The sequence below is a fragment of the Rheinheimera sp. B2H12 genome (assembly GCF_059620065.1).
The window spans coordinates 1152063-1175098 of sequence record NZ_CM184363.1 but is presented as its reverse complement, the minus strand read 5'-3'; the positions used below and the strand labels follow the sequence as shown (position 1 = coordinate 1175098).

Genomic DNA, 23036 nt, shown 5'->3' with positions numbered 1-23036 from the left:
TGACCTCAACTAAAAAACTGGCGCGAATTATCTAATACCTGACTAATTTATTCAAGTATTTCCCCAGCAACCACATCCTGCCATAGCAACGTTTTACTGACTTTGGCCGCTTTGCTACCGCGGCTGGCTGGTACCAGAATAGTGACATCGACTTGTTTGGGCACAAAATCTGCTGGCAAGGCAAATTCCTGCTCAAAAATCTGGAAATGCTTAAAGCTAAAACGCCGGTCCGCTTTACTGTAGCCCGCCAGTTGCAACAAGTCATGGCTTTTGGCTTTGCCCTGTTGAGTGCCACTGATAGTCATACTGATTTGACCTTTGGCAAAATTCTTTTGTTTATCTTGCTCAATCAACACCAGACTAAAACGAAAACGACCGGCGTCAGCCGCTGGCGCTATAACAAAACTATCAATAATCAGGCTGTTGGCCTGCAGATCCGGTGAAATAATTTTCTGATAAAACGCCAATTCTTTGCGGGTATCAAACAACTTTTGCTGCTCAGCTTTTAAATCCTGTTGTTGCAGCGTCACAGTACTTTTTTCCACCGCCAGCTCCGCAGTCAGATAATCTGTTTGTTTACGCTGCTCAGCCAACAAGCGCTCTGACTGTTCCAGCGCAGTCTGCAATTGCTGCAATTGGGTTCTGAGTTGCTGCTGTTGCTGGAACAAAGACCAGTTGCCAAAGCGATAACCAGCCAGCACAGCCAGTACCAACAACAACAATACCACCCCAAGTTGCATGCGCCACGGCCAAAGCAGAAGTTTTATCTGTGCAAGTTTCATCAAAAGACTCAAAATGTTATGTTAGTTACATCATCTGAAAAGCCGGTAACTGAGTATGAAATCCTGGCGCTTATGGCTGCCACCGCTACGACGTCGACTGGCACTGCCTGTCACATCATTACAACTATGTCTGCTGGGGCTGGCGGGTGGCCTGATCGCCGCGGCGCTGATCATTCTGTTCCGACTGAGTATCATGGGATTACAGGCATTTTACCTGCAACACTATGACGACTTTACCACATTAACGGCGCCGGAACGTGCGTTACTACCGCTTTTTGCCGCGGCTTTTATTATGCTGCTCGGATTGGTGATAGGTTTAAAACATTACCGGCTTGGCATCCCTTTTGTGATCCATCGCATCAAAGTGAAGTACGGCATGATGCCCTGGCGCAATACATTGCACCAATTTTTGGGCGGTATTGCCGCACTGGCGGCTGGTTTTTCAGTAGGACGTGAGGGGCCTTCAGTCCATTTAGGCGCCTTTGGTGCCAGTACCCTGGGCAGTTATTTGCGCTTACCTTATAACAGTATCCGCATTCTGGCCGGCTGTGGTATTGCCGCCGGTATTTCTGCTTCTTTTAACACGCCACTCGCGGCAGTGATTTTTGTGATGGAAGTGGTGCTGCGTGAATACCGTATCCATGTATTTGTGCCGGTGATGCTGGCCTCCATGGCCGGTGCCGTCGCCACCAGAACTGTGTTTGGTGTCGGGAACGAACTGACCAGCATTCAAATGATCTCGCTGTCGAATTGGCATTTACCTTATCTGGTGCTCTGTGGCATCGCCATGGGCGTGGTGGCGACTTTTTTTAATCAAAGCCTGATGAAAACAATGAAAACCTTCCGCAACTGGCATTTATCGTTGCGGCTGACGCTGGCTGCAGTGCTGACTGCTGGTATTGGCTATCTGGTGCCACAAGCGCTTGGCGCTGAAACAGGCGCGATCCATTATGCGGTGACAGTACCGAATGAATTGCTGCTACTGTTTGCCATTTTTATTGCCAAAATTCTGCTGACGGTCGCCGCGCTTGGGCTCGGCGTGCCTGGCGGTATTGTCGGTCCGGTGTTTGGGATTGGAATTGTGATGGGCACTCTACTGGCTTTTATTCCGTCGTTATTGCTGGGCGATAGCAGTGCAGCTGGTACTTATGCCGTATTAGGCATGGCTGGCATGATGGCGGCAACATTACATGCACCGCTGGCAGCCTTAGTGGCTGTCACCGAACTGGCCGCCAATCCGGATTTAATAGTCCCGGCGATGCTGGTGATCACTGTGTCTTATGTCACAGCGGTACAGTTTTTTCAGACCAAGTCAATTTTCCTGCAACAGCTTGATTTTATGCAATTACCCTATAAATTGGCGCCGGCTGATGATGTGCTGCAAAAAGTTGGCGTACTGGCCATGCTACAACAGGATTATCAGGTGCTGGAAAACCCGACTGACGCGCAGGTGATCCAGGCGCTGGATGGTTTAAAACCGCAGCAACTGCTGCTGATCAAACGCAGTTATGCCGTTGATCAGCATTATCAGTTGGCCAGTTATGATTTGGCAATGTCGATGACGGAACAAAGCATGCTGAAATTTTCTGCGGTGGCAGCGCTTAGTCATCAGGTCACTATGGCGGAAGTTTTTGCCGAGCTCGGTGACCAACGCGAAGGCGCTGTGCTGATTTATGACGATGAACATGCCGATCAGCCTCTGGGACTGGTGAGTTGGGAACAAGTGCGGGCCTTGCTGATGCGGCAAAATAACTTACTTTAAACAGGAATCACGATGACTTCGATTTTGCTATATAAAGCCTTCCATATCGGTTTTATGGTGGCCTGGTTTGCCGGTATTTTTTATTTACCCAGACTCTTTGTCTACCACGCTGCCAACCAGTCGGCCGAGGTGGATGCCCAGTTTAAAATCATGGAACGGCGATTGCTGTTTTTTGTCACGCCTTTTGCTTTGTTAACCTTGTTGTTTGGACTGTTGTTGATCCACAGTTACGGCGCAGCCTGGTTCAAAGCCAGCAGTTGGCTGCACTATAAGTTGTTGCTGGTCGCTTTGTTGTACATCTACCACGGCTATTGCTTTAAATTGCTGGCCGATTTTAAACACAACAGAAACCAGAAAAGCCCGAAGTTTTTCCGTATTTTTAACGAGTTACCTGTGCTGGTTATGTTTGCCATCATTCTGCTGGCGGTACTCAAACCTGTCTGATGCAGTTCGTATTCAGCCGCTGACTTTGCTATACTGCGCGCCAGTTCAGCGGCCGGCGGCCGCTTTCTGTCACTCCAAGCAATAGGCACGCATGATGAGCTTCAAAGGCGAACATATCCTTTCGGTGAAACAATTCGATCGCGACAGTATCCAGCATATTTTCCAGATTGCCCAAAGCATGGAACCTTATGCTTACCGCAAAAAACGCACCACTGTGCTGGAAGGGGCAATTCTGGGTAATTTGTTTTTTGAGCCCAGCACCAGGACTCGTGTCAGCTTTGGCTGTGCTTTTAACCTGCTCGGTGGTGAAGTTCGGGAAACCACCGGCATGCAGTCTTCCGCTTTATCCAAAGGCGAATCTTTGTTTGATACTGCCCGCGTGATCAGCAGCTACAGCGATGTGATTGCCATGCGCCACCCGCAAGCAGGTGCAGTAGCCGAATTTGCTGAAGGCAGCCGGGTACCGGTGCTGAATGGCGGTGACGGTGCCAATGAACATCCTACTCAGGCGTTACTGGATTTATTTACCATCGAACGTGAACTGGCGGCGTCGGCGCAGAGTATTGATGGCATGCACATTGCGATGATCGGCGATTTAAAATTTGGCCGTACTGTGCACTCGTTGTCAAAATTACTGGCCTTATACAAAAATATCAAATTTACCCTGATTGCGCCAAATGAGCTGGCAATGCCAGATGAAATTATCGCAGCCATTGAAAATGCCGGTCATCAGGTGACCATCACTGATCAACTGGCAGGTAACATTAATGCCGACATCGTGTATCAGACCCGTATTCAGGAAGAACGTTTTCCATCGCAGGATGAAGCCAATAAGTATCGCGGTAAGTTTCGGTTAAATCAGCAGATTTATACCCAGCACTGCAAATCAAATACGGTGATTATGCATCCGCTGCCACGCGACTCCCGGCTGGAGGCGAATGAACTGGACAATGATCTGAACTTAAATCCGAATCTGGCCATTTTCCGCCAGGCGGATAATGGCGTTCTGGTCAGGATGGCACTGTTTGCGCTGACCCTTGGCGTCGAAAAGCAGCTCAGTCAATATGAACGTGAAGTGCCTTGGTATTCGAATAAAGGCTAACAGGCCGAATTTGTTTTTATCCCTCAGGTGCTTTTTACTGCGCCTGAGTTTGCAGGAATCTAAATGATGACCACTTTATCTGAACAACTTTTCAACCGGGCCCAGCAAACTATTCCTGGCGGTGTCAATTCACCGGTACGGGCTTTTAAACATGTCGGCGGCACGCCGGTATTTATTGAACGGGCTGATGGCGCTTATATTTATGATGTCGATGGCAACCGTTATATTGATTACATCGGTTCCTGGGGGCCGATGTTATTGGGGCATAACCATCCAGCCATTCGCGAAGCGGTGATCAAAGCAGCCGAAAAAGGCTTAAGCTTTGGCGCGCCCTGCCCGGCTGAAATTGACATGGCGGAATTAGTGACCTCGATAGTGCCGTCGATGGAAATGGTGCGGATGGTCAGTTCAGGCACTGAAGCAACCATGAGCGCGATTCGGCTGGCCCGGGGTTACACTGGCCGTGATACCATTGTTAAATTTGAAGGTTGTTACCACGGCCATGCGGATTCTTTACTGGTCAAAGCCGGTTCAGGCGCTTTAACCATGGGCGTACCAAATTCGCCAGGAGTGCCGGCTGACTTTGCCAAATATACCCTGACTTGTGAATTTAATAATCTGCCACAACTGGCAGCATTATTTGCCGAAAAAGGCCAGGATATCGCTTGTGTGATCGTCGAGCCTGTCGCTGGCAATATGAACTGTATCCCGCCAAATCCTGGTTATCTGCAGGGTTTACGTGATCTGTGTGATCAATATGGTGCTGTGCTGATTTTTGACGAAGTAATGACGGGTTTCCGGGTGGCCTTAGGTGGTGCTCAGGCTTATTACGGCGTGACGCCGGATTTAACCACCCTGGGCAAGATCATTGGTGGCGGCATGCCGGTCGGCGCCTTTGGCGGTAAAAAAGCCATTATGCAGCATATTGCACCGCTGGGTCCGGTGTATCAGGCAGGCACCTTATCTGGTAATCCAATTGCCATGGCGGCTGGTCTGGCAGCTTTAACCGCCATCCGTCAGCCGGGTGTGTATGAAGCTTTAACAGCCAAAACCAGTCAATTGCTGGCTGGACTGAGCGCAGTTGCAGCTAAGCATCAGATCCCTTTCTGTGTCAATCAGGTGGGGGCGATGTTTGGTTTGTTCTTTACCGATCAGCCTAAGGTCAGCAGCTATGCCGAAGCTACCCGCTGCGATATCGAAGCCTTTAAACAATTCTTCCATCTGATGTTACAACAAGGCGTTTATCTGGCACCTTCTGCTTATGAAGCGGGTTTCTTAAGCCTGGCCCATAGTGAGGACGATCTGGCGGCGACTATTGCAGCCGCCGATCAGGCTTTTGCCACGATGAAACAGCGTTAATCTGCGGGTCGCACCGGCCTGCAGCACTTGCTCAGGCCGGTGGGTTTAACCAAATCACATCTGCTTGTAACTCATTGATTTTCTGAAAATAAATCTGCTCAGCTGCGATGCCGCGATAAATTTCATCGGCATCAAAAGACGGCTCAGTCTGCACAGGCTCTGGTTGTTGTTGGCCCCAGGCCAAAAACCATAACTGCTGCCGTTGCAGCCAGTATAAGCCAGTTTCAGTGGTTAACCAGCTATCGGCAGCTTGCTGTCGCCAATTCAGTTGCACAGCCAAGGTTGTCTTCTGGTCCGAATCTGGTTGCCACAACTCTAAAGCAGCAGCCCCAAATGGCAACAACACTAACTGGCCATCTGGCCCGCAACGCGCATCCACCACGTTTGGCCGTATTTTCTCTGCTTGCTGCGCCTTATCCAGCCGAAATAAATTCCAGCCATCGGCAGACCAGGCGGTCCAGTACAATTGTTGCTGACATGACACTAATCTGCTTGGCTGACCGACGTCTAAAGCTGTCACAGAGCCGTCCGTCAGACTGATTTCGGACAACACGGCGTCCAGCAAGGCATACAATTTTTGCTGATGCCACAATAACTGGCTGATCCGCACTGGCCTGGTCAAGCTGGTTAATTGTTGTAATTTGTCCTGCTGCTGTAACCAGATTTGTGGCATACCGCTGCGCTCTGACACAAACGCCAGCCTGGCCGGCAGTTGCGCTGCAATTGAAGCTGGCATCGTCGCCAACTGGTATTCATTTTTATTGCTGTTTAACCATTGTGACAGGCTCGAGGGCACTTCAGCCGCCGCTGTCTTCACCGGTAAGATATCGGCAGTGCCATCCAACAACGAAATCGCCAGAATATTTTGTGGTTGCGGATAGAGTTCAGTATAGAGCCCTTGTGCGGTATTTAAGCGTGTTAACTCAGACTGCCGCAGATCATAGAGCATAGGTCCTTGCGCTGTAGCCAGTAACAATGCATGCCGTTGCCAACCGGCGAGGTGGGTAATGTGCAGATTAAAATCTTGCAGCCAGATCAATTCGGCATCGGCAGGATCTAACCGAAACAAACTAGTTTGGGCAAAATCTTTTTCCAGCAACAGATATAAATATTGCTGGTGCGCAACTAACTGCAAGGCCCGGCGGTAACCTGGCGCAAACTGATAGCTTAATTTCGCCTCAGTGCCACTTGTCTGGTTAAATTCGCTGGCCGGACGCTGCCATAGCTGAATACTTTGGTCCTCAGCCTGTGCCAGCCAGAACAAGTTATCCTGCCATTTGACCAATCCATGCCGGACCAGCTGTTGACAAGGGAAAACCTGGCGCGCTGCGATGGTGAGTTCAGCCGCAACCTGCAAGTAAAAATGACATTGTTGCTGCACCTGCGCCTGAAACACAAAATGCTCCGGGTCCAACCAAACCGCCTGCCCGAGCTTATCAAACGTCTGGCTGGCGCTTTGCTGCTTATTATTGGTCAAATCATGTTTCAGCCAGCGCCATTTCTGCTGTGGCGGCAACTGATAATGGTAAAATAAATGTTGCTGGTCAGCAGTCAGTAATGGCGATACTTCATTACCTGCCAACGCACTGATGGTCAGTTGCTGACTGTAAATGTCCGTCGGTTTTTCTGTGTCCGGCGACAGCCAGATACTCAACAGCAGCCCTAGCAGCAGTAGTGTCGACAAGCCAGCAAGCCAGTAACGGGAGAAACCTGATTTGTGTTGTATAGCTTGACTGGCACTTTGTTGCTCCACAGGTTGCGCGGGTAAAGCAATAGCTTTGCAGTTTTTTTGCTCGGCTGGCTGTGGGAAAGTGACGCAGTGTTCTTCAGCGGTGAATTGCAGTGCTACTTTTTCAATTTTTTGCAGTGGCAATTCCGTTAACGGCAATAACCAGCGATAACCACGTTTTGATAAAGTTTCGATACAGGCTTGATCAGCCAGTCCGGGTTGCAGAATTTTACGCAAGCTGGCAACTGCCCGCATCACTGCAGCATCTGTTCCTTCCCCCTCTGGCCAGACATCATCCATCAGTTGATCTTTGGAGATGATCTGATTCGGGTGTTGCAGAAAATAATTTAATAAATGGTGTAATCTGGGTTCGAGCTTATGGATCACTGTGCTGTCATCTATCAGCGACAATCTGCCTGTAGCCCTGTCATAACGCCAGTTTACGATACCAATTAAAGGTTCGACATAATGCATGCATGCCCTCCCCGTGACTATATCAACGGGGAGTATACATGAAAGCTTTTATTATTTAATGAGTTGTACCGACCTTCATCAGATTAAATCTGTAAAAGAATGCAATTCGTCATTACAGATTGCCAATACCGGTACTGCCTGCGGTGAACAATTGACCGCGCTTCAATTCTGATAACAGCAGCTGTGCAATATCCAACTCGCCCAAAGTGGCGGCGGATAAATAAAAATGGCGTTCATCGGCACTGAGACTAAAACGCTTATGTGTTGCTTTTATCGTCAGTCCGGTGGCTGTCACCTGATTATTTTTCAGATGCAATGCTTTGATAAATAAATGATGTTTATCTTTTATTTCGGTGAAATACAGATGCTCGCTGGCCAGCACAAAATCGGGCACAGTGCCGGCTTTAACACTGACAGGGAGTTTTTGCTCCTGGCCGGTGCTTAAAAATTTCAGCCGGAAAGCTTCGGTCGCTTGCAGCCGATACAACAGATATTCACCATCCGGACTGTGCTGATAATAATTGTAAGCATCGAGCTGTGTCTGATTCAAACTACGGGCATTGGCTTTGATCACATGGTGGCGGCCACGCTCGACCGTCATAAAATAAATATATTGTCCGTCCCGGCTCCAGCTCGGTTGCCAGCCGCTCTGATTGACTCGCGAGATCCGTTGGGGGGCTGCAGAGGCGCTGAATAACCAAATTTGATCACCAAGCGCAGCAACCAACTGCTTGCCATCCGGCGAAAACGTCATTACTTGTACCTGACGATCCAGCATAAAATCACTGACCGGTAACTGGCGGCCATCCGGGTAGTAAAACCAGATCTGGCGGCGACCAGAACGTTCGGTAAAGACGGCAACAGGCCCGGTTGACTGCGGATTAGGTTGGACTGCCAAAACGCTGCGGCTGGAATGAAACACAGCTTCAACCGGAGCCGCCACTGCGGGCTGCGCTGACGCAAAAAGCGGATTTTGTCGCTGCTCAATCCAGCTATGCCAAAGTTCGCCAATCACGGCCATGACATGCCCTTGTGGACTGATCCTGACGGCCTGGGTTTGTTGGTCCGTGGTTAACTGAGAGTGAACCAGCCCGCTGCTGGCATCAATCGCCATTAAACTACGATCACTGCGGTTAATTAGCAACAGTTGATCCTGTGGTAACCAACTGATATTCAGCGGTGTTTCACCCTCTATTGTTTGCAGATACTGACTGGAACGGGTGGCCATATCCAGCAACCAGATTTCCGCGCTGTGATGATGGTAATGGCGCAGAAAAGCCAGCTGACGGCCATTGGCAGAAAATACTGCCGAACTGTCACGCAGCGCTGTCGGTGGCAGCAAGGTAATTTGTTCACGACTGCCGCTGTTGAAATTATACAGCCATAAACTATTGCCATACTGATCACGGCTGCGCTCCGGATACGCCAGCCACTGACCATCTGCGGACCAGCTCAAATGACCTAAAGTTGAGTCGGCAGCCAGACTAAAGAGTCGCTTGGTATGGCGTGGCTGCAAGGCTGCATCAAATTGTATTTGCAGCAGTTCGGCGGCGGTTTCAGTTGCTGCCAGATACAGCAATGTGCGTCCATCCGGACTCCAGACCGGACTGGCCAGGGCAGCTTGTTGGCGAAACAACAGCCTGTTTTCTCCAGATGCCAGATGTTTGAGCATCAGGCTGGCGTTTTGTTGCTGTTTATCGAAGTGAATATAAGCCAGCCATAAGCCATCTGGCGACAAGGCTGGATCAAACTCAGCCCCGACTAATTCAGTCAGTTGCATGTAGCGAGCAAAGGGGGTGGCAACCTTTTGTGATTGCCAGCCAGCGCCATAAAAATGCAGCGACAACACCAGCAATACCATACTGCACAGCAGTAACAAAGGCGTAAGCCAGCCATCTTGCAAACGCAGCCTTTTCTGCGGCAGACTGACCGCCGGCGTTTTTGCCTGAGACAGCTGTTGTACCACAGGTTTTATCGGACTTGGCAACATCTGTTCTGATACTGAGGCAATCAGCCGGTAACCCACTTTTGAAATGGTTTGCAAATAAATGGGCGAGGTCCGGTTATCGCCTAATGTCTGGCGTAGCACCCGGATCACCCTGGTAATACAGCTGTCGGTCACATCAGCCCGACCCCAGACATGCTGCAATAACTCTTCCCGCGGCACTAAACGGCCAGGATTACGGATAAAATAGTTAATTGTTTTCTGACAAAGAAAGTCAAAATCAGCAGTGGCCAGAATATTACCACTGTCATCCAGCCTGGCCAGCTTATCGAGTTCGGCAATATACCACCAGTCACCAACCTTGAGCGAAAGCCTGCCATCCCTGTTATGCATACAAAAGTGCTCCTTCACCGGAATGGTGAAAAATTAGCATAAAAAGGTTAAATTCAGAACAATTTTTAACTTTATTTTCACTTTAAAGCTTATTGAACCTGAACTCGGGTTCATGAGTACCATAGAAATTAGGTGGTCACTTCAACTACCAACAGCGAGTGCTGAGCAAAGTAAAATAGATGTCGCTAGAGTAACCAGCCGAACCCGCCTTCAACACAGGAAAAAGTGGATGATTGATCCTGAAAATGGACAGGACAAAATGACAGGCCTGCAGCCTTTATGCAGTGGGGTTATCAGTGCGTCGATTCAGATCGGCTGGCAGGATCAAATAACTGTTGCTGCAGCACCTCAGAGAACTGTAACTGCACAATATCCATTTCACCATAAGTGCCGGTCGGTAGATAAAAGTACTGCTCATCCGCACTCAGGGTAAACTTATAGTTGGAATGGGTCATTCTAATGCCGGTTTTAATCAGTTTTTTTGTTGTTAAATTAAAAGCCTGGATAAAAATATGCTGATCATCCTGCCAATCCAGGAAATACAGATGTTGCCTGGCTAGTACCATATAGGGAGAAAGACTGGAATCCACAGGCAGCGGTAGCTCCAGCACTTCTCCAGTATGAGCAAACTTTAACTGGTAAGGCTGGGCATTGTGCTGGCGAAAGATCTGGTATTGGCCATCCGGACTCTGCCGAAAATAATCCAGCGCTAACGTTCGTTGAGACAAAGAGTGGATGTCGATTTGAGCGACCTGATTTCGTCCTTGCACTGTATCGATAAAATAAATAAAACGGCCATCAGCGCTCCAACTTGGTACTTGTCCGCTTTGCCCCGGTTTTAACAATTGACGCGCTGCCTGGTGTTCTGACAATAGCCATAACTGATTATCGAACGCCACCAATAACTCAGTACCTGCCGGCGAAAACGCCATCGAAGTTATTCTTTTATCCAGCTTAAAGTGACTAAGCTGGATTTGCCGGCCATCAGGATAATACAACCACACCTGGCGACTGCCGGATCTATTGGTATTCACCGCAATGGGGCCAGCCGGATCTGGATTGAGTTCGATATTAAAAATAGTTCGGCTGGTCGCCAGCTCTTTTTCTGTCGTTAAGCTCTGATCGAGCGGCTGTTGCTTTGCAAGCGGATTGCGCTGCTTCTCAATCCAGCTATGCCGAAACGCTCCAGCCTCGGCAAAAACGCGCTGACCATTCACACGAATACCGAGAGCTTGCTGCTCGGTAAAAATCTTCAAGTTTTCCTGACCGGTAGCCGCATCAATCACCAGTAAACTGCGATCACTATGCGGCAGCAACAGCTCTGTATCCTGATTGATCCAGTCTACTGATCCTGGCGCATCTCCAGTTAATGTATAAAGTAAACGGGTCTCGCGACTTGGCAAATCAAGTAACCAGAGTTCAGTTTTGTTATCGTTGTAGTTTCTTAAAAAAGCCACTGTCTGGCTATTCTTTGAAAAAACCGGTGCATAATCAAGCCAACCGGACGAGGGTAACACTGTCAGTTGTTCACGCTTTGCTGTTTTTAAGTCATACAACCATAAACTGGTCTGCAGTTTATCTGGCGTTTGTTGCGGATAAATCAGCGATGTTCCATCAGGCGACCAGTTCATTCTGCCCATTTTGGTACCGGCCGGGATGGTGAACAGTAATTGGTCTTTTCGTTCAGGCGTCAGTTCAAGCAGACGTAATTCGTAATCCTGATGATAGGCACCAACCATATAGATAATAGCCTTGCTATCCGGGCGCCAGGTCGCATCAGCATAAAATCCATCTTTTTCAAATAAAATGCTGGTGTCACCATTTTGTAAATTTCGCAATTGCAGATTTTCTTTTTGGCCGTTTTTATCCATATGCAAATAAGTTAACCACTGACCATCAGGTGATATGGCCGGATAAACTTCTAATCCAGATTGATTAGTCACTTGCTGAAATTTTGCGACGTCAGGCCGCGCAGAATTTTTTGCCACTGAGGAGGAAAACCTTAAGCTAACAAGGCTGCAGATGACGAAGGCCAGACCTAAAGTTGCCGCTAACCAGCGTTTTGGCAAGATAGCTGGTTTATCACTGCTTAATTGATTCGTCACTGAATGCTGTAACCAAGTTGCAATTTCATCCGGCAATTGACTTTGTGACAAAGCAGCAATAAAACGATAACCAGTTTTAGCGATAGTCTGTAAATAAACCTCAGGACTACCTTCATTAAAAAAACACCGTTGTAAGGTGTTAATCACCGCAATTAACTGTTGCTCAGAAACGTCAGAATGTCCCCAAACCTGTAATATCAGCTCTTGCCGGCTGATAAAACGACCAGGATGAGAAATAAAAAAGTTGATGGTTTTCTGACAAAACGGGTCTAGCGCCGCAGTGCTGACAATTTGACCAGATTTTTCTTGTGTTACAAGAGTTCCAAACTCAGGCAAAAACCACCAATTTCCAATTTGGGTATATAACGTAGCATTTTTGTCTAGACTGTCCATATTAATTATATCTTTTACCACCCCCCACTAAACTAAGATAATTTAGTGGGGAAGTGTTTCATTTCAAAATATAGATATAAATACGTACTTAACATCTAGGCCATGGCTGGCAAATATACTGGTCGGCAGCTTCGGTTTTGTAAATACTCTCGTCTAATTGCTTAAATTTCTCTTCCAAGTATTCCTCAGAATTGGAATTAATTTCATTACCTTCAACAACACTTTCAGCTGCATCAGCATTTTCATATTGACTTGGCACTGGGTCATTATCTTTCTCATCTGAAACGTGAGCAGCAACTGAGAAACTTACAATTGACATAGCCAAGATAGTGATTAAATTTTTGAATTTCATGATTATCCCCTGCTTAAATTGAAGTCATGACAATAGATTAATTTATTCTTTAAAACCTTACGAAGTGGGAATAATTAGGTTATAAATATTCATTTGAACTTTAATTCAGCAATATCTATATCGCCATAGCTTCCTACTGGTAGATAGATAAATTTTTCGTCACGACTAACAGTAAAATTACGAAGGGAATTCTCCATAACTACACCAGTATCCTTTACATTTCTATTTATCAGATTAAATCCTCTAACTGAAAATTTATCATCACTTACTTGCTCAGTAAAATATATGTAGTTATCCCGCAATACAAAATTTGGATGCAAATAACTAGGAATTGTTATAGGTAAATCAATAATCTCATTTGTTTCTATAACCCTTAATTTGTAATTTTTGTCAGTAAGCATCCTAAAAACTAGATACTTTCCATCTGGACTTTCACGATAAAAATCAAATTCATTACTTACAACTTCTTGATTTTTCGAATCAGCCTTAGTTCTAACGACTTGCCAACGCCCCTCTTTACTAACAATAAAGTATACAAATTTACCATCAGAACTCCAGCTAGGTTCAAGTACAATCTGCTCCGGACTCGATAACTGTATAGGCGGTTTATCTAAAGAAAAAACCCAAATTGAATTACCTACATTAGCAAGCAAGTTTTTTCCGTCAGCTGAAAATTCCATATTTTTCATATCATAAGCTTCTGTAAACTTACTTATTTGAATTTGTTTTCCATCATCAAAATAAAACCAAATCTGTGGTAAACCTGAGCGATTTGAATACACAGCTAACGGTCCACTGAGTAAGGGATTTGCAATTGCTGATGAATCATTTCGACTAGAGTGAAAAATTAATTGAGAACTTCGATTATCACTTAAGAGTGGATTATCTTGCTTAGAGATATTTGTTTTTCTTACACTACCTACACTTACAAATAATCGCCCTTGATCTGTAATATAAACTTCATGTGCTAAACTTTCTGTGTTAATTAGCACCTTCTGCTCAGATGTTTTTATATTAACGGAGATAATAGACGCATTACTCGAGGGGTAAATAACTTCTTTATCATCATTTATAAAATCTATGTTTAATGGTGGGATACCAGATAACTGAGCAAGTTTTCTAGAAGAACGAGTTTCTAAATCAATAATCCAAATTTGCCCTGCCGAATCCCCGACATATCTCAAAAAAGCAATATATTTTCCATCTTTTGAAAACTTAGCAACATAATCACCAAGGCTGGTTTGTGGTGGTGCGGTTAATCTTTCTTGCTGACCCCCAGTAATTGGATGAAGCATGAGCACCATATTTTTCTCTCCCTCCGGCCAGGTGGGATAAACTAAAAATTTGCCATCAGGCGACCAAGACATTCTCCCCGATAATGTTTGTAGACCGCAATTAGTGACTAATTCATCACTAACTACACTCGTTTTATCAGGGGTAAAAGTTAAAAGCCTTATCTGGCAATATTCACTTTTTTTCACTTTTTGATAAGCAATAGCCTTACCATCAGGCCTCCATGCCGGACCAGAAATGCCGCCATCAAACTCTAATAAAGTCTTGATTTCATTAGATCTTAAATTCTGTAGCATTAATTTACTTAAATGTGACTCTTCAGGTTTGTAAGTGAAAGCTAAATAGTTTCCATCTGATGACACTGAAGGCTCAAACTCCAACCCGACCAGGCTGGTGATGGCTTCATATCTGACAAATGGTACTGTGTCGGCCTGGTCTGGCTTTTGGCTTGGGGTAAGCAGCAGATAGGCGAAAGCTGCCAGCAGCACTAATGCAGCAGCGATACCGAGCTGGCGATAGAGGGGGTTGCGACTGTTGCTCGGCTCAGTGACGGTCTGAGGTTCAGCCGGTAATTCCAGTTCAATGGGTTCCGGCAGCACCACTTCGGCAATAGGTGCAATAAATCTGAAACCACGTTTAGGAATGGTTTCAATATAGGTCGGCTCGCGGCTGTCATCGCCTAAAGCGACCCTCAGTACCCGGATCACTCTGGAGATACGACCATCCGATACATCTCTGACGCCCCAGACATCCTGCAGAATTTCGTCACGCGTAATTAGCCTGCCGGCATTGAGAATAAAATAATTAATCGCTTTCTGGCATAAGTTATCCAATTCGGCGGTTTCAGTGACCTCGCCGTTTTCATTCATTTTGACTAATTTGTCTTGCTGTGGCAGATACCACCAATCACCGACTTTTAAATGCTGTTCTGGTTTGGTTGACATAATACGCCCGACTTTCCCTGATAACGTGTTTACCTTATCACATCTCAATCACAATTTTCATGCAAAGGCATTTCAACTGAAATTACCGGCAATAACAATACATTAACGCACGAATCTTTGACAAAGCGCCCGCTGCTTTTGCTGATAAATTGTTTATAAACATTCTCCGGCACCGCTCTGAACAACGAATTAGCGCCAGATTGCTGAAAATATGCTGAAAAAACCGGCAAAGCGCCGCTGCCACCGGTCAAGCCAATCGCTTTGTTGTCATCACGTCCTAACCAGATCGTCAGACCAGTTTCATGATCAAAACCAGTGAACCAACTGTCACGATAATCGCTGGAAGTACCAGTTTTACCAGCAAAACGCTGCCTTGGGAATTGCTGCGCTAAACTTTGCGCCGTGCCGGATTGAGTGGCTTGTTGCATGGCAAACTGTAATAAATAGCTGGCAGAACTGCTGACCCGCTGTTCAGCCTTGTTTTTACGCTGATACACAGCTTCGCCAAGCTGTCCGGTGATGGCAGAGATTGCCGCTAACTGCCGGTATTGGCCCTTATTGGCAACAGTCTGATACATTTGCGCCACTTCCAGTGGACTCATTTCTACTGCTCCGAGCAGTGACGAAGGACGTAATTTCACTTCCCGCGCTAAACCCAGTTGTTGCAGGCTTTGTTGCAACGCAGGTAGCCCTAACTGTAAACCTAACCGCACAGTTGGAATATTTAATGATTCACTGAGCGATTGTAACAAACTGACAGGTCCGCGAAATCTTTTGTCATAATTCTGTGGCTGCCAATTTTTGCCACCACTTTTTAAGCTCAGCGGCGAATCCTGTAATACGCTGCCCAAATGAAAACGATTCGGTTGGGCCAGTGCAGTCAGATAAATCACCGGTTTAATAATGCTGCCGATCTGGCGCCTGGCCGAAATCGCCCTGTTGTAACCGGCAAATTGTGTCTGGCGGCCACCTACAATGGCAATTAACGCCCCTTGCTGATAATCAGTCGCTACCACAGCGCCTTCGATGGCAGGGTCCAGCTTTTCCAGTCTTTTCAGCAGCGCTGTTTCTGCCGCTTGTTGCGCTATCGGATCAAAATAGGTGAAGACCCGGATACCGTTTTGCAACTGGCTTTTATCCTCGATCAGGCTGCGTAACTCCTGCCTGACTTTATCAATATAAGCGGGGAACCGACCTTTCAGGTGATGTCCCAGCGGGATCACGTCCAGTGACTGACTCACTGCAGCCTGCCACTGACTGCGATCCAGCACACCACCATCACGCATCATGCCAAGCACTAAATCACGTCGTTCTTGCGCCCGGCCTGGAAAACGTCTCGGATCATAAAAGGAAGGGCCCTTAATCACCGCAATCAGCAAGGCGTACTCATGCGGCCTGAGTTCAGCTAAAGGCTTACCAAAATACAATTTACTGCCAAGACCAAGCCCATGCACCGGATTATCTTTAAACTGGCCGATAAAAATTTCGTTTAAATAAGCTTCTAAAATCTGATCCTTGCTATAACGATAATCCAGCACCAACGCAATCAGTGCCTCATTCACTTTGCGTAAGTAAGAGCGTTGCTGATTGGTATACATATTTTTCGCCAGTTGCTGGGTCAGAGTCGAGCCGCCCTGCACAGTTTTACCGGCCAGCATATTGGCCCACATCGCGCGTAACACCGACCAGGCCGACACCCCATGATGCTGATAAAAATCACGGTCTTCGACCAGTAATAAGGTGTCTTTGATGCTGCGGGGCAACTGCTGCAGAGCCAACAATTCACGGTCTTCCTGCTCAGCAGCCACCAAATGTTGCAATAATTGCGGTTCCAGCCGGGTTTGGCGAATGGCTTTTTGTTCACGACCACTGGCCACTGTCTGAATAAATTCACCGGCAAAACTGACACTGATTAATGCGGCACTGCGATGACCAGTAGGAAAATCAAAAGCTCTTTGATAGATCCAGACTTTTTGCCCTTCCACCTGATATTGACCAGGGCCGTTTAAACGGGGATCGGCTCTGTATTGCAGCCGTTGCAACTCGTCCAGCAATTGCGGTTGGGATAAATGCTTACCCGGCGCCAGTTCCAGCGCTCTGGCGTAGAGCTGAGCTGGTACCTGCCATTTCTGACCGGAAAATAATGTGGTGATTTTACTGTCCAGATAAATCAGATAAATAAACAGTGTTAACGCCAGCACCAGCATCACTTTAAGCAAAAACCAACCAACGCTATAGTACAAAGGATTGATTTTATTTACTTTCTTGGCTCTGGGTTTTCTAGTCGTCATTTTAACATCGCTTTTTTGGTTTTATTGGTTGGCATCGCCTGCAACGGATCATCGGGCCAATAATGTTTAGGGTAACGGCCTTTCATTTCTTTTTTGACATCCTGATAAGCATTTTGCCAAAAACTGGCTAAATCCCGTGTCAGTTGCAAAGGTTGCCGCGACGGCGACAGCAGACTGACAGTGACCGCCATCCGGCCATCAGCCACTGTTGGCGTCACCGACTGACCAAACATTTCCTGTAACCGGATCGCAAGGTTGATCTGGCCACTGTTGGCTTGTTCAAAACCGCTGTAATGCAGCGCAGTTTCAGTACCCAATACTGAACGCCAACTGGCTGGCAGCCATTGATTGAGCTTTTGTTGCTGCTGATAGTTCAGCCGTTGCCATAATAAAGTTTTGATATCAAGTTTCTGTAATTGCGCCAACTGGCTCATCTCGCCAAGTGCTGGCCCCAGCCAGTCTGCCGCGGTCGCTTGCAGCGCTACATCACCATAATCTGGCCAGCCGGCATCCGGTTGCAGCTTTGCCGCCAGCAATAACCGTTGCTGTAAATTACGCGCCGCCTCTGACCAGGGTAAAGCAGCGACACCACGTTTAGCCAACCACTCCAACCAGGCTTGCTGCCGATCTGCCGCTGTCAGTGCTTGCGAGATATTTTGTCGTTTCAGCACCAAGGCGCCCAGTTGCAGACGCTGTTCGGCAATAAAACGGCCGTTGTCTTCATCAAAAGCAAAATGACGCAGCTGACTGAGTTGTGCTTGCCATTGATTTTGCAATTCATTCGCGCTATAGGCAATGGCAGTACTGATGCAGGCATCTTTGCCAAGTAGCCGCAAGTCTGCCACCACTAAATAAGGACTGTGCGCCAGCTCGTCATTGGCTGGTAACACAGCGCCGGTGCCATTGGCCAGCAGATAACCCTGGCCACGTTGTTGCGCAATGCGATCCGGAAATGCCTGCGCTAACAAGGCAGCTGTCAGTTGCTCCGGTAAGGGCCCCTGCAATGTGTGCGGATCGGCCTGCAACTGCCGCAACAATTGGCGGGCTTGTGGTAATAAAGCTGCAGTACGATGTTGCGCCAGTTGGCGCAAAATATCGCAGCTCAAACTGCGTTTATTTTGCTCCAGATGACAAACCAATAACGCAGCCAGCGCCTGGGCGCCAGCAAAACCTTGTTGTTCAAAGTCTTTGCCAGCAAGCAACATTGAAGCAAGCCTTGGATCAGTACCAAGCTGCAACATGGCTTTGCCCCGTGCCGTCAGTTGTAATTTTGTACTGCCTTCAACTGGGCTCAATGCCCCAAGCCAGGTCAGACATTGTTCCGCCGCCGCCAGCTGTGCTGCCGGTGGTGGGTCCAACCAGAACAAATCCGCCACCTGACAACCCCAACCGGCGATTTCCAGCCGCAAACCGAGTAAATCAGTGCGCTGAATTTCTGCACTATCAAAGGCGGGTCGACGGGCCCATTTTTCGGCGGTGTCAATGCGGTAACAAAAACCAGCCTGCAGCCGACCGGCCCGGCCGGCGCGCTGCACAGCCGCCGCCTGACTGATGGCCACTGTGTCCAGCTTGCTAAAACCCAGTCTTGGCTGATAACTAGCCTGCCGGGCTAAACCAGAGTCAATCACCACAGTGATTCCATCGATGGTTAAACTGGTTTCCGCCACATTGGTTGATAACACAATTTTGCGTTTGCCCGCAGGTGCCGGCGCTATCGCTTGCTGTTGCTCTGCCAAAGTTAAAGTCCCCAGCAACGGATACAACAACACTTGTGGCGGCAACTGTGGTAACAACCACTGATAAGCCCGCTCAATTTCGCGCTGGCCGGGCAAAAAGACTAACAAACTGCCGTCATGTTCGGTCAGCAACTGTGCCGCCAGTCTGGCACTTTGCTGCCAGACATCTTCCTGACTGGGTGCCAGATAACGCACTTCAACCGGATATTGCCGGCCTTGGCTGACCAACAAGGGCGCCTGCAGTTTTTCTGATAATTCAGCCCCAGCCAAGGTGGCTGACATAATCAGCAGCCGCAGTTGCTCGTTCAGTTGCCGCACTTCCAATGCCAGCGCCAGCGCCAGATCGGCCTGCAGAGATCGTTGATGAAACTCATCGAAAATAAGTAAATCAACTGAGCTTAACGCGGGATCTTGCTGAATTTTACGGATCAGCACCCCTTCGGTCACAATCAGCAGTCGGGTTTTGGCCGACTGTTGTTGCTCCAGCCGGATTTGATAACCCACGGTCTGACCAACAGCTTCATCCAGTTGTGCTGCCAGATAAGCCGCAATACTTTTCGCCGCCAGCCGCCTGGGTTCCAACATGATGATGCGCTGATTGGCAAAAGCCGGATGACGCAATAAATAAAGCGGTAAATAAGTTGATTTACCAGCACCTGGTGGTGCAGTCAGCAGCACCACCGGCTGTTGTTGCAGTTGGCTGACCAGATCAGCACAAATATCAGCGACGGGTAGAGTCAAAATTCAGTCCATTCAAGCTGCGGATCTGGTCGGCAGATCCGCGTTGCTGTTATGCAGTTTCCTGTAATAAGGTCTGGGCGACCAGTCGGATGCCAGTGCCAGTGGCACCAGCGCCCCAAAGGCCATTGGCAGTATTATGAAAGGCGGCCGCTAAATCTATATGTAACCAGCCTTTACCATCATGACCAACAAAACGGCTTAAGAAACCAGCGGCATTACTGGCACCACCAGCCCCACCGCCTTTCACCGGTCTGCTGTTGGCCGTATCGGCATAAGGCGACGGACATTGTTGTTGATGCCAGCGCTCCAACGGCAGTGGCCAGGCCGGCTCCTGCACTTGTCCGGCATAAGCCAGCACGCGGTTTTGTAATTCTTTATCAAGTGCAAACAAGGCGTTATATTCACTGCCGACCGCCATCATGGCGGCTCCTGTTAAAGTAGCAGCATCAATCACCAACGGCGCGCCGGTACTGGCAGCATATTGTAAGCCGTCAGCCAGCACCAGCCGGCCTTCAGCGTCTGTATTGACCACTTCAACGCTGACGCCATTTTTATATCTGAGGATATCACCGAGCTTATAAGCCCGGCCGTTGATTAAGTTCTCCGCGCAGCACAGGATCAACTGCACCCGCACCGCCAGCCCCTGTAAAATAGCTAAAGCCAGCGCTGCAGTCACAGTCGCTGCACCGCCCATATCACATTTCATCGTCAGCATGCCTTCCGAGGCTTTAATCGAATAACCACCGCTGTCAAAGGTAATGCCTTTGCCAACCAGCGCCGCCGCCACTTTGGCATCATCCTGCCCGGTTGGATTGTAATCCAGCACCAGCATCACCGGCGGTCTGTCACTGCCGCGACCGACAGCATGCAAACCAATCCAGCCTTCGGTCAGTAAGTCCTCACCGACAATAGTGCGGGCTGTGACACTGCCACGTGGGGAGACGGCTTCAATCAAACTAATGGCTTCGGCGCATAAAGTAGCAGGAGACAAGTCTTCCGGCGTTTGATTGGTCTGAGTTTTGGCCCAGGCAAAACATTGTTGTAACTGGACTAGTTGTGTTACTTCAGCGTCTGAACCAGCCCAGCTGACCCCGCCGAGTTTTTTGGCGTTACAAAATCCCTGATAAAACGCCCACTGCAGGTCCAGACTCCAGCCTTCGCCAGCCAGTTGCACTTGCTGCAAACCCAAACCATCCAGACTGCGACCGGCCTTTTGCACGGCCCGCAGCGGATCTGCAACTGGCAGATGGATTTGATAACCGTCCGCACTTGGTGTCAACAGTGGATTTTTGCCAAAACGGCCATCAGCCGCAGCTGAGGTCAGACTGATTTGCAGCAATAATGTCATAACATACCTTTATGGTTAAAAGTGCTGTGGCACATTTTGTTTACTGTGCTGTGGCACATTTTGTTTACTGTGCTGTGGCACAACAACGTCAGGGCCACCTTCACAGAGCCGCCCTGCTCACTCGATGGCTGGAGTGTATCACAGCAAGGCCGGAACGGCACCGGCGGCTGTCTCGAAAACTGCCCCAGCGTCCGGCCTGCAAACACCAGCACAGCGCAGATAGTAGCCACAGCGACCTGCTAGCGGCAAAACTTAGATCCGTCCGGTTAAAACGCCACACTATGCAGCATCTTCGCGCTTAAGCTCACCAACAACAGCGCAAAAATTTTCTTCAGCACAGCAACAGGTAATTTGTGTGCCAGCGCCACCCCAAGCGGGGCTGTCAGCATACTGACTAAGGATATCAGCAGCACCGCAGGTAAATAAATGTAACCAACCGACCAGGCCGGCAAGTCAGTCAATTGATAACCACTGATGGCATAACCAAGGGTACCGCTGAGCGCTATCGGTAAACCAACCGCCGCTGAGGTGCCAATTGCCTGCTGGATGCGCACATTACACCAGGTTAAAAATGGCACTGTCAGCGAGCCGCCACCAATAGCGACCAGTGCCGACACTGCACCGATGCCAAAACCAACGCCAGCCATCATCACTTTGCCAGGTAAAGTGCGGCTGGCCACAGGTTTGATATTCAGCAGCATTTGCAACGCGACATAGGCCATAAACAAGCTAAAGAAAATCGCCAGCGCCAGCGCCGGTAATAGCGCCGCAACCATGGCAGTCAGCAAAGTTCCGAGCAAAATACCCGGCGTCAGTTGCCACACCACCGGCCACAACACCGCCTGATGCCGCTGATGACTGCGCGCACTGGCAAAAGAGGTGGTGACAATAGCTGCCAGCGAAGTCGCCAGCGCCATATGTACAGCTTCAGAAAAATTCAACGCCATAAATAAAGTCGTCAACACCGGGACCATAATACCGCCGCCCCCCACGCCAAGCAGACCAGCGACAAAACCAACCACGGCACCTAAGACTAAAAACGCCCACCATAATTCCATATTTTCTCCAACATTGATTGCAGTAAAAAAGCAGGCCAATACCGACCCTCAGAGTTTATTTGTCAGACGGCTGTTGAACTCACCACGGACCGTCCCCACTGTTGTCACCGAATTGTCTGCATAACTTCACGGATATTTCAATTCACAAGGCAGTCAAACTGGTCTAGATTGTATCGTTTCTTTTTGTCGTATCACCAGGCAATAAATTAAGGTGACGAAGTACAGCGCTGTCTGTATACTTCGGCGGCTTTTTTCATAGTGATTGCGATGGTGCTGATATTCTGCTATCAATAGCCGCCATCTTTTTGCTTGGCACTGTTTTACAGGAGATTACCATGCCAGAAGGCAAAACTAATAAAGCACTGGGTCTGTTAGCTTTAGCCGGCGTCACCCCTTATCAGGAAGCTCCGGGCGAAGAATACATGAACCCGAAGCAACGCGAACATTTCCGCAAAATTCTGGACGCCTGGCGTCAGCAACTGCGGGAAGAAGTGGATCGTACTAAAAACCATATGGCTGATGAAGCAGCCAACTTTCCCGATCCAGTCGACCGCGCGGCCCAGGAAGAAGAATTCAGCCTGGAATTACGCGCCCGTGACCGTGAGCGCAAGCTTCTGAAAAAAATCGAGAAAACCTTGCAGAAAATCGAAGATGACGATTTTGGCTACTGCGACACTTGTGGTATCGAAATTGGTATCAAACGCTTAGAAGCACGCCCGACAGCCGATATGTGTATCGACTGTAAAACCCTGGCGGAGATCAAGGAAAAACAACTCGGCGGTTAA

The 23036-nt window shown here is 48.3% G+C and carries 15 protein-coding genes; 5 read left to right on the top strand and 10 right to left on the bottom strand.

Going from position 1 to position 23036, the window contains the following annotated elements:
• Positions 1-47: 47 nt before the first annotated feature.
• Positions 48-782 (bottom strand): DUF6776 family protein, encoded by a 735-nt coding sequence (locus tag AC53GJ_RS05240; RefSeq protein ID WP_496731482.1) that lies wholly within the window; start codon positions 780-782, stop codon positions 48-50.
• A gap of 55 nt (positions 783-837) precedes the next feature.
• On the opposite strand from AC53GJ_RS05240, the gene AC53GJ_RS05235 reads away from it, so the two are divergent.
• The 4 genes from AC53GJ_RS05235 (at position 838) to hemL (ending at position 5449) form a co-directional block, all read left to right on the top strand.
• On the top strand, positions 838-2544 hold the full coding sequence (locus tag AC53GJ_RS05235; protein ID WP_496731481.1) for a chloride channel protein: 1707 nt from the start codon (positions 838-840) through the stop codon (positions 2542-2544).
• 12 nt (positions 2545-2556) lie between these two features.
• A complete protein-coding gene (locus tag AC53GJ_RS05230) occupies positions 2557-2988 on the top strand; it encodes a CopD family protein (protein WP_496731480.1) in 432 nt (143 codons plus the stop codon).
• A 91-nt stretch (positions 2989-3079) separates the two neighbouring features.
• Entirely contained in the window at positions 3080-4090 is a 1011-nt protein-coding gene (locus AC53GJ_RS05225) for an aspartate carbamoyltransferase (protein WP_496731479.1), read from the top strand.
• 63 nt (positions 4091-4153) lie between these two features.
• A complete protein-coding gene (gene hemL, locus AC53GJ_RS05220; protein ID WP_496731478.1) occupies positions 4154-5449 on the top strand; it encodes a glutamate-1-semialdehyde 2,1-aminomutase in 1296 nt (431 codons plus the stop codon).
• A 31-nt stretch (positions 5450-5480) separates the two neighbouring features.
• Here hemL and AC53GJ_RS05215 read toward each other — a convergent pair whose 3' ends face one another.
• The 9 genes from AC53GJ_RS05215 to AC53GJ_RS05175 form a co-directional block, all read right to left on the bottom strand.
• Positions 5481-7652 (bottom strand): winged helix-turn-helix domain-containing protein, encoded by a 2172-nt coding sequence (locus AC53GJ_RS05215; RefSeq protein ID WP_496731477.1) that lies wholly within the window; start codon positions 7650-7652, stop codon positions 5481-5483.
• A gap of 112 nt (positions 7653-7764) precedes the next feature.
• Entirely contained in the window at positions 7765-9990 is a 2226-nt protein-coding gene (locus tag AC53GJ_RS05210) for a winged helix-turn-helix domain-containing protein (protein ID WP_496731476.1), read from the bottom strand.
• A gap of 293 nt (positions 9991-10283) precedes the next feature.
• Positions 10284-12488 carry a winged helix-turn-helix domain-containing protein gene (locus AC53GJ_RS05205; protein ID WP_496731475.1) on the bottom strand — a complete coding sequence of 735 codons (2205 nt, stop codon included), beginning with the start codon at positions 12486-12488 and terminating at the stop codon, positions 10284-10286.
• Between the two features lie 88 nt (positions 12489-12576).
• A complete protein-coding gene (locus tag AC53GJ_RS05200; RefSeq protein WP_496731474.1) occupies positions 12577-12840 on the bottom strand; it encodes a hypothetical protein in 264 nt (87 codons plus the stop codon).
• Between the two features lie 89 nt (positions 12841-12929).
• Entirely contained in the window at positions 12930-15077 is a 2148-nt protein-coding gene (locus AC53GJ_RS05195; RefSeq protein ID WP_496731473.1) for a winged helix-turn-helix domain-containing protein, read from the bottom strand.
• Positions 15078-15121: 44 nt separating this feature from the next.
• Positions 15122-17368 carry a penicillin-binding protein 1B gene (gene mrcB / locus AC53GJ_RS05190; protein WP_496731472.1) on the bottom strand — a complete coding sequence of 749 codons (2247 nt, stop codon included), beginning with the start codon at positions 17366-17368 and terminating at the stop codon, positions 15122-15124.
• Positions 17365-19845 carry an ATP-dependent helicase HrpB gene (hrpB, locus tag AC53GJ_RS05185; protein WP_496731471.1) on the bottom strand — a complete coding sequence of 827 codons (2481 nt, stop codon included), beginning with the start codon at positions 19843-19845 and terminating at the stop codon, positions 17365-17367. The genes mrcB and hrpB overlap by 4 nt, the downstream gene beginning before the upstream one ends.
• A 49-nt stretch (positions 19846-19894) precedes the next feature.
• Complete coding sequence (gene pepB / locus AC53GJ_RS05180; RefSeq protein ID WP_496731470.1) at positions 19895-21193, bottom strand: aminopeptidase PepB; 1299 nt, start codon at positions 21191-21193, stop codon at positions 19895-19897.
• A 266-nt stretch (positions 21194-21459) separates the two neighbouring features.
• Complete coding sequence (locus AC53GJ_RS05175) at positions 21460-22251, bottom strand: sulfite exporter TauE/SafE family protein (RefSeq protein WP_496731469.1); 792 nt, start codon at positions 22249-22251, stop codon at positions 21460-21462.
• Between the two features lie 335 nt (positions 22252-22586).
• Here AC53GJ_RS05175 and dksA point away from each other — a divergent pair, with 335 nt between their 5' ends.
• Positions 22587-23036: an RNA polymerase-binding protein DksA gene (gene dksA / locus AC53GJ_RS05170; RefSeq protein ID WP_068067292.1), complete on the top strand. Its 450-nt coding sequence runs from the start codon at positions 22587-22589 to the stop codon at positions 23034-23036.

What these genes read in the sequence shown, in the direction of transcription:
- pepB (WP_496731470.1), bottom strand. Translation starts at nt 21,193, where the DNA reads ATGACATTATTGCTGCAAATCAGTCTGACCTCAGCTGCGGCTGATGGC.
- AC53GJ_RS05215 (WP_496731477.1), bottom strand. Translation starts at nt 7,652, where the DNA reads ATGCATTATGTCGAACCTTTAATTGGTATCGTAAACTGGCGTTATGAC.
- AC53GJ_RS05195 (WP_496731473.1), bottom strand. Translation starts at nt 15,077, where the DNA reads ATGTCAACCAAACCAGAACAGCATTTAAAAGTCGGTGATTGGTGGTAT.
- AC53GJ_RS05230 (WP_496731480.1), top strand. Translation starts at nt 2,557, where the DNA reads ATGACTTCGATTTTGCTATATAAAGCCTTCCATATCGGTTTTATGGTG.
- dksA (WP_068067292.1), top strand. Translation starts at nt 22,587, where the DNA reads ATGCCAGAAGGCAAAACTAATAAAGCACTGGGTCTGTTAGCTTTAGCC.
- AC53GJ_RS05225 (WP_496731479.1), top strand. Translation starts at nt 3,080, where the DNA reads ATGATGAGCTTCAAAGGCGAACATATCCTTTCGGTGAAACAATTCGAT.
- hemL (WP_496731478.1), top strand. Translation starts at nt 4,154, where the DNA reads ATGATGACCACTTTATCTGAACAACTTTTCAACCGGGCCCAGCAAACT.
- AC53GJ_RS05210 (WP_496731476.1), bottom strand. Translation starts at nt 9,990, where the DNA reads ATGCATAACAGGGATGGCAGGCTTTCGCTCAAGGTTGGTGACTGGTGG.
- AC53GJ_RS05235 (WP_496731481.1), top strand. Translation starts at nt 838, where the DNA reads ATGAAATCCTGGCGCTTATGGCTGCCACCGCTACGACGTCGACTGGCA.
- mrcB (WP_496731472.1), bottom strand. Translation starts at nt 17,368, where the DNA reads ATGACGACTAGAAAACCCAGAGCCAAGAAAGTAAATAAAATCAATCCT.
- AC53GJ_RS05240 (WP_496731482.1), bottom strand. Translation starts at nt 782, where the DNA reads ATGAAACTTGCACAGATAAAACTTCTGCTTTGGCCGTGGCGCATGCAA.
- AC53GJ_RS05200 (WP_496731474.1), bottom strand. Translation starts at nt 12,840, where the DNA reads ATGAAATTCAAAAATTTAATCACTATCTTGGCTATGTCAATTGTAAGT.
- AC53GJ_RS05205 (WP_496731475.1), bottom strand. Translation starts at nt 12,488, where the DNA reads ATGGACAGTCTAGACAAAAATGCTACGTTATATACCCAAATTGGAAAT.
- AC53GJ_RS05175 (WP_496731469.1), bottom strand. Translation starts at nt 22,251, where the DNA reads ATGGAATTATGGTGGGCGTTTTTAGTCTTAGGTGCCGTGGTTGGTTTT.